This is a genomic window from Paenibacillus sp. sgz302191, assembly GCF_057749925.1.
Genome location: NZ_JBYLHY010000056.1, coordinates 19679 through 27999 on the forward strand (window position 1 = coordinate 19679; position 8321 = coordinate 27999).

5 protein-coding genes are annotated in these 8321 nt (G+C 53.1%); 1 reads left to right on the plus strand and 4 read right to left on the minus strand.

The annotated features are described in order from the left end of the window. Positions 1-552: 552 nt before the first annotated feature. The 4 genes from AC3G2T_RS37680 to AC3G2T_RS37695 form a co-directional block, all read right to left on the minus strand. Positions 553-3978 carry an S-layer homology domain-containing protein gene (locus AC3G2T_RS37680; RefSeq protein ID WP_488438662.1) on the minus strand — a complete coding sequence of 1142 codons (3426 nt, stop codon included), beginning with the start codon at positions 3976-3978 and terminating at the stop codon, positions 553-555. Positions 3979-4147: 169 nt separating this feature from the next. Continuing rightward, positions 4148-4576, minus strand: a complete 429-nt coding sequence (locus AC3G2T_RS37685) for a hypothetical protein (RefSeq protein WP_488438663.1) — start codon at positions 4574-4576, stop codon at positions 4148-4150. Between the two features lie 171 nt (positions 4577-4747). After that, a complete protein-coding gene (gene lgt / locus AC3G2T_RS37690; RefSeq protein WP_474680861.1) occupies positions 4748-5551 on the minus strand; it encodes a prolipoprotein diacylglyceryl transferase in 804 nt (267 codons plus the stop codon). A 142-nt stretch (positions 5552-5693) separates the two neighbouring features. Next, positions 5694-6566 (minus strand): DMT family transporter, encoded by an 873-nt coding sequence (locus AC3G2T_RS37695; RefSeq protein WP_488438664.1) that lies wholly within the window; start codon positions 6564-6566, stop codon positions 5694-5696. Between the two features lie 158 nt (positions 6567-6724). Here AC3G2T_RS37695 and AC3G2T_RS37700 point away from each other — a divergent pair, with 158 nt between their 5' ends. Continuing rightward, a complete protein-coding gene (locus AC3G2T_RS37700) occupies positions 6725-7618 on the plus strand; it encodes a LysR family transcriptional regulator (RefSeq protein ID WP_488438665.1) in 894 nt (297 codons plus the stop codon). Positions 7619-8321 lie beyond the last annotated feature (703 nt).

Consider the following 8321-nt stretch of genomic DNA (forward strand, 5'->3'; position numbering starts at 1 on the left):
GCACGGCGAAAAGCCTGCAAAAGTGCAGGCTTTATTTGTGAAAGTGGCTCGTTTGGAGGAAAAGCCTGCGATTGTGCAGGAATTTTTGCTCACGATGGCCTTGAGCTCGTGTATTTGCTGAAAAGCCTGCACATTTGCAGGAATATTTCGCGGTGAGCGTCTTAACGAGCAAAAAGATGCACTTTTGCAGGTTTTCTCTGCGCTGCCTGCTCGAGTGCGATACGCGAACCCCGGCGGGCGTGTTTTTCGGCAGTCGCAACCGCCAACTGGCTGCTTCCTCAGCCAGTAGGCCAGTTGGCACTGGTTGTTCCGGCTACGTAACGCCATAAAGCTAGGAGTCTGTCCGAACGAGTTACTTTTGTGCATACCGGGAGAATAATGACTGCATATATTGCCGCTCGCGCCGCATAATTACGGTCATTTTGCATATATACTTTCTACGTGGTTCATCGGACAGACTCTTAGGTGCGCAGCTGCAAAGAATGCAAAAAATGCATACCAACATACCGGCTCCATAGACGCCTGTATGTTGGTATGCATTGTATCGCTGCGCTAAATATGCAAAGCTTCCAGCAGCATAGAAATCATTTTTGCCGCTTCGGCTCTTGTTAGTTTGCCTCCCGGGCGGAACGAACCATCGGGGTAGCCGCTCGCGATTTTTTGTCCGGAAATCGTCTGTATACCCGATTGGGCCCAGTCCGGAATGTCGCGCTGATCGGCGTACACGGCGCTGCTCTTGGTTGCGCCGATGGAATACCATTTCAGCACCCTGCTCATAATGACAGCCATTTCGGCACGCGTAACCGGCTGATCCGGTTTAAAGATTGGTGCGCCCTTCTCTTCGTAGCCTTGAATCACACCGGCTTGCACGGCGCTCGCGATCGAATCCTTGGCCCAATCGGGCAAGGCATCGCGGTCTGTGAATACGGACGGAGCTGCGGCTTTTTTCAAGGCTAGGGCATCCGCGATCATTTTCACCAATTGAGCCCGTGTTACCGCTTCTTCCGGCCGGAAAGTGTGATCCTCAAACCCTTGAATGATCCCCCTGCCGACCAGACGGTCGACGTAAACCGCCGCCCAATGGTTTTTCATATCGGTGAAGCTTTTCAAATTGACGGCAAATACGGCGTACGAGCCAAAATGATTCGTTTCCACGGAAATGGTTCCGCTGCCGGACACGCTGCCGCCGATATACAGCCACCGTTCCTGCACTTTATTATAATAGTACACCGCAGGCTTCAAACCTGCTCCAACCTGTGAAGCGTCAAACTGTAAACTCAGCTTCGTCGGTTTATTCAGGTTCGAACCCGTGCTGCTTGCGAATTCCACAACAGGGCTAAGGCTCTTGATTTCCGAAGCCGGAGGCGCTTGATCCGCATGCAGGACTGAAACCCGGATCTTCCCGTCGCTTGGCAGCGCGCCGGCGGGAATCGTTATGGAACCTCTGCGAGGAAGTTCCACTGTGCCTCCTTCGGAAGCGATGACGAATTGCTCGATACTCTCTGTTTCCGGAGTTTGCGCAGGTGTCGTTGAGGCACCCGAATTGCTCGAACCAGTCGAAGACGTGCTGCTTCCGCTCCCCCCGCTGTTTCCGCTACCTTCACTCGCAGCGCTTACCGTCACGTTCACCGTATCGGCATAGACATTGTTCGTGACGGTAATCACCGCCGCTCCCGCCTGCTTCGCTTCGATCAGACCGTTTACTGTCACCGTCGCCACCGCCGCATTGCTGCTGCTGTAAATCGTCCCGTATGTCGCTGAAGTTACATCCTGGGTCGTGCTGTCGGACATTTGTGCCGTCACTGCGAGCTGACGGCTGACGGTGCCGCCAAGCTGCAGCAGCACCGGCTTAGGCGATGCGGCTATGCCGGTCATGCGAACAACCGGAGGCGGCGATTGGGCCTCTGCGACCGTCACGTTCACCGTATCCGCAAACCCATTGTTCGTGACGGTAATCACCGCCGCTCCCGCCTGCTTCGCTTCGACTAGACCGTTCGCGGTCACCGTCGCTACCTGCGCATTGCTGCTGCTGTATGTAGTCCCGTATGTCGCTGAAGTTACATCCCGGATCGAACTGTCGGACATTTGTTCCACGACTGCGAGCTGACGGCTGACGGTGCTGCCCAGTTGCAGCAGTACAGGCTTAGGCGATGCGGTTATACCGGTCACAGTCTTATATACAATCGACGCTTCGCCCAACATGCTGCTGTCCCCGCCCGGGTAAGCGCGGAACGTGTATGTTCCGAGTCCCGGGTTCGTCAAACCCGCATCCCCGCTAATCCCCACTTCGACCGTGCCAAGCAAAGGAATATTTTCCGGTACACGTATCGAAAGCGAGCGGTCAAAGCTGCTGTAGTAGATATACGGCACAGGCAGCCCGTTCATAGTGATAGAGCTCGCGTTTATCGAATTGGGCACCGTTAATCCGGCCGGAAACCGGATCGTTATGGAATCCGCATTGTCCGCAGACAACGGTAAGTTCGTCTGAAAGCGGAACGTGTAAGGCACATTGGAAGCCCCGGGCGCAATGGTTCCGGCTGTCGCCGTGAAGTTCTGGATCGTATCCGGCGCAATTATAAGCGGGACTGTGCTTGGAATGACCGTCTTCGAAGTAGAGACCTGCAAGTCGTATACCCCGTAATGATCTTTGAAAAGATTCGGCATTTTGAAAACCAGACTATAATCCGGATCCAAATAATAATCCGAAGGCAGCACGAATTGCAGCTTGTTATCGGCCAGACGGGTCATCGACGCAGGCGCGGAATCCATAGACGGGCCGTCTATCACCAGATCCACCCTAACATCGCTTGGAGATATGGACGGATCGGTCAACATCGTTCCCGGCGGACTTGAAACCGTAACCGTGTCCCCGCCTTTCAAAATCGTCGGACTTGCGAGTCTGAACCTCAAGGTCCCATCACTCTCCGGAGAAACATACCCTCTATCGTGAGACGGATTATCCGCCAAAGAAGCGCCTGCCGCCGAAATAATGCCGATGCGTCGAGTCGCCTGCAGCGGATCTACGCTCGTGCCCAGCAAGAAGCTGTAATATCCGGGCGCTGAAGGATTGGCGATTTGCGCTGCCGAGTCGATATCAACGACGGCATCCGAAAAGCTGGACAACGTCGACGACGGCTCAACAATCAGCTGATTGCCTGAAACGGTTGCTGAACCGGCTACTGCTCCATTGATTTTCACATGGGCCCGATCGACCGATGAAGGCAGCGTCATTTCCGCCGGAAACGTGATGTTGATGCTGCTCGTTTCGGCCGGTAGCTGCTGCATGACCATGAATTTAAAATGGTAGCCGGTCACTGCCGATGCCGCATAAGAATCCGCGTCAGGGTAATAGTTCGCAACACTACGAGCGTACATCGGGCTGTTTGAGGTCGCCCGCGTCGTGTTGGACAATGTGCTGATCGCATACTGCTTCAGTCCGGCGGTCTTGTAATGGTAATCGGGCGTGATCAGGAAATTCGCCACCCGGATGTCCACAAACGCCCCGGCGGATATTCCCGCAGACAAGTGGAAAGACAGCATAGGTTGCCACTCGGGGCTTAACTGGGTTGTCACAGTATCAAACAGGCTGCTCGGCACCGTATCGACTTTAGTGCTTAAGCTCGCGGCAGGCACGGATGCGTTAGCCGACCAAAAGAAAGCGGTGTTTCCTACGAAATTGTATTGAGGAGGCAACACGATTTGAATAGTTTCCCCCGCTTGCAGATTGTCGGCAGGAGTAAATACGAAATGAAAAGCAGGTGTCTCTTTGGTATAATTCCCCGAGCCCAAATAATAACCGCTAAAATACACCGTGCTCTCGGGGATCGCGCTAAAATCGCTGAATGCGCTGCCGTTTATACCGGCCCCCTCCGCTCGCTGAGGAATACCCCAGGCCAGAACCAGAAGTGCAACCGCGAGCGTTGCGTTCATAACGATGCGAAAACGAGTCAAACTTTTGTACAGTCTTGCTGAAAACATGGATGTCCTCCCTCTATGAATTTAAAAGTTGCTCTATCAATCTACCAGCCCAAGTTTAAAACTGGGTTAAAAAATAAGAAAACCTCTACCGAGGCCCTCGATGATGAGCGACCGCGTGTAGAGGTTGGTTTTATAGCCAAGTGAGAAGCCCGATTTCGTAGCAACAGCTCTATTCAAAAATCCATTTCTCGCCGTACGATTTGATCACATGTTTGTTTTCCGGCGTTTCTTCCACCGGCTTATTGTACATATCGATCGTTTTTCCTTTTATAGTAAAAATTCCGCCGGCTGTTCTATACCATGCGGCATGGGTCTCCCCGCTTTTTACATAAACGATTTTATAAAACGTATTCGGGTACTGCGCTCGCTTCCCGTCTCTGCTTGCCATCGTGCCTGCGAAAGGACTGTCTTCCAATTTCGTTTTACTAATAGTTTTGACCTCGCCGCCCATCGATTCGATCACTTTGTGAATTTCTTTATGTTCCAGACGGGTCCCGGCCAGCCCTGCCGCTAAAAAGAAAATAAAAGCCGAAACCAGCAAAACGATGAAAATCAAACCGCCTAATTTCGTTCCATTGCTGCGCATAGCTTGCATCATATGTTTCCTCGCGATCCTATTGAATGTTTTGCCGACGTATGGCCCATACAACACGACAAAAGTATTTCTTCTATTATACTACCAGAAAATACTTCCAGAGAATGCCTTCGCGCAAAAAAAGAAAGACAGCTTCCGTATGCGGAAACTGTCTTCCATGCAAAGCCGCTTGCCTTATTGGCTTGTTGTCGGCTCCGGGGCCGCCGTATGTTTATCTTTGAGATAAATAACGATCGCTGCAGCGAAACAAAGGACAATGATGCTGATCGAAGTCCACTGCGCCGCCGTCCAGCCGAACAAAAATTTGGGCGAATCTCCCCGCAGCATTTCCAAAAGAAACCGTCCGGTATTGTACAGCGTATTCGTCAGCAAAAACAAATAACCCCGTTTTAATCTCCGCGGCAAAAGGATCATCACTATCGCAAAAATAATGACGTCCATCTGCCCTTCCCATACTTCCGCCGGATACAGAGGCTTGTCCCCGAAAGTCGCGCGGGCGTTGGTGCCCTCGGGATACAATATCCCCCAGTTGCCGCCGGTTGGATCGCCGAACGCGTCTCCGTTCATTAAATTCGCATCCCGGCCGATGCTTTGTCCCAGTATGAGGCCGGGCGCGCATAAATCGGCCAGCTCCCAAAACGATATCCGGTGCTTTCGAACATACCACAATCCGTACAAAAGCGCACCGACGATGCCGCCTTGAATGGATAAACCGCCGTGCCAAATGGCAATAATTTCTCCCGGATGCTGCGAATAAAATTCCCAATCGAAAAAGAAAACTTGCCAAAAACGGGAGCCGACGATCGCACACAGAAACATCGGTACGGCCATGTTCAGAAAATGTTCGGCCAGCTCGGTTTTCTTTTGCAATTTGGCTAATGTAACGGTTACGCCCACACCCAAACCAAATGCCAACATAAAAAGCAAACTGTACGAGCGTATTGGAAATGCGCCTATGTGGCCTAAAAATTGAAGCATCTTTAACCTCCGGAAGCCGCTGGCTTGAATTAAGAAGTCGCAAAAAGGCCGGTCAGCCGCTGCTCCCCTTTGTTCCCAAAGATGATCATACCACAGAGGACTTACTTTAAAAAGACGGGCCCAACGCAGGCGTCATGGCCGGTTACGCCGGACGTGTGCGCGCTGCGGGTTTCCCCTCCCAATTGACCAAAAAGATGCCGATGCAGATGAGCGCTCCGCCCGCGCCCATATACCATTTTACCTGCTCGCCAAGCAGCAGCCAGCTGAAAAATACGCCGAACAGCGGCACCAGGAACAGAAATGCGCTCGTTTTGGCGGGATCGCCGTTCCGGAGCAAGTAAAACCAGAGCGAAAACTGCACAATCGAGCAGACGATCGCCAGCCACAGCACAACCGTCACCGATGTGCCGGTGAATGTAAAGGCCGGATGCTCCGCAAATGCGCTCAGAATGAGCAGCGCGAGTCCGCCGGCCAGCATCTGATAGGCCGCGAGCACGGTCATATCGAACGCGGCTCCCCATCGCTTGATGAGCAGAGTGGCCGTCGCAAAGCTGAGCGCGCCCGTAAAGCCGATAAAAGTGCCCGGCGACAGACCCATGTGAAAGCCGAAAGTAAAAACGACGCCGACTAGACCGACGGCTACGCCGAGCCATTGACGGCCGCGGTACACCGCTCCGGCAAACAGCGTCCCCAGCACGATGACGAGCAGCGGATTCGTGCACGTAATGATCGAGGATTCACCGGAAGTAATCCACCGCATGCTGTAATAGCAGCAGCCCATAACGCCGGCGGATTGCACCAGACCGATCGTGGCGATCTGCAGCCACTGCTTCCCGCCGCGGGGCCGGGGCTTTTTGGCCACGATAATAGCAAGCAAGGCACCGGCCAGCACGAAGCGGATGCCTGTCAAAAAGAACGGCGGCGCGTAGGAAAGGCCGATTTTGCCGACCGGAAAAGCAATGCCCATAATAAGCGTCGTTAGAAGCACAAGACTGACATATTTGTATTTATTCATCACTGAATCCTCCATCTCGCTGGTTTTGACCCTATTGTAAGCGAGCTTCGGAATTATGTATAATGATTGTTAAAGATATTTATTATCATTTTTTATGATAGCAAACTGAAACGAGTGCAAAGTATATATTTTACGGCCAGGACGGAGGTTCAGTCATTATGGAAAGCGCAGATTTGCGGGTATTTCAAATGGTCGCGCGCGAAGGCTCGATTACAAAAGCCGCCTTGCGGCTTGGATACGTGCAGTCCAATGTGACTGCCCGGATTCAACAGCTGGAGTCGGAGCTCGGCACGGTGCTGTTTTTTCGCCACAACCGGGGCATGACGCTCTCTTCAAGCGGCAAAACGCTGCTCGCCTACGCGGATAAAATCGTCGGTCTGCTGGAGGAAGCGTCATTAGCCCTCTCCTCCACGTCCGAGCCCAGCGGCCCTCTCATGATCGGGTCGACTCAAACCGCCGCCGCCGTTCGGCTGCCCAAGCTGCTTGCCGCGTATTACGAGCGGCATCCGAACGTTTTGCTGTCACTGACGACGGGAAATACGCAATTTTTAATCGAGAAAGTGCTGCATTATGAGTTGGAAGGCGCTTTTATCGGGGACCAGTGCGATCATCCGGAGCTTCAGTCCGTTCCCGCTTTCGACGAAGAGCTCGTGATCATATCCGCTCCGTCTGTCTCCGATTTGAAAGAAGCGGTAACAAAGCCGATCCTTACGCTCACCTCGGGCTGCTCTTACCGCGAAATTTTGGAGCAATGGCTGCGGTTCAGCGGATTGACGCAGCCGGTCATTATGGAATTCGGCACGCTTGAAGCGATTATCGGCTGCGTATCGGCAGGGCTCGGCATGTCGCTAATATCCAGAACCGTAATTCGCAAGCACGAAGTGGAAGGTACGCTGAACATTCATGAGATCCCCGAGTCGTTCAACCTTATGAAAACCGAATTCATTATGCGCAAAGATTCCTTTATCAGCAGTGCCCTGCGCGCTTTTATAGGCATGCTGCCGGGCGCCGCCGCGGCTGACAGCGCTCAAGAGCGAAAGAAACTTACTTGAAATGGTATTTTTGCTGACGATGGGCATGACGTCAATTAGGCCCTGCCTTCGGGCTCGGCAAACGCGTTGGAATAATCGCCCGGCTGCGCAAGAAGCCGGCACTTTATTGGAGTGCGGGGCCGCCCGAGAAAGTCGCGACGCCCTATTAGGGGCAGCGACCGACCGCCGGCATGCGGCGCAGCACCGCGCACTGGGAGCTGCGCGCGGCGCGAAAAGGGCTGGGGGCCGCCATTCGTGCGGCGGCTTGGCAAGCTGAAAGCCTGCAAAAGTGCAGGCTTTTTCTGTGTATGCGGCTCATATTGAGAAAATTCCTGCAATTGTGCAGGAATTTTCGATAAAAATGAGCCTCAGCTCGTATATTCGCGCAAAAGCCTGCACATTTGCAGGAATATTCCGCTGCTGGCATACCAGCGAGCAAAAAACTGCACTTTTGCAGGTTTTCCCCGACTCGCCAAGCAGATGCGCCTCCCTGGCGGGGGTCAACAGACTTTTTTCGCAGCTTTTCCCCACGTTACCAAGCAGATACGCCTCCCTAGCAGGGGAGTCAACAGACTTTTTCGCTGATTCCCCCCCCCCCCCCCAATGTTGTCAGGTTAAGCGGTTATAGCCCCCGCCGCTTGGTCTTCGTGAATTTGTTAGCTTTTGTCTGTTTGTTCCGTTTGAAAGAGCGATCCTTCACTATGGGGACGATGTTGCGCTGAAG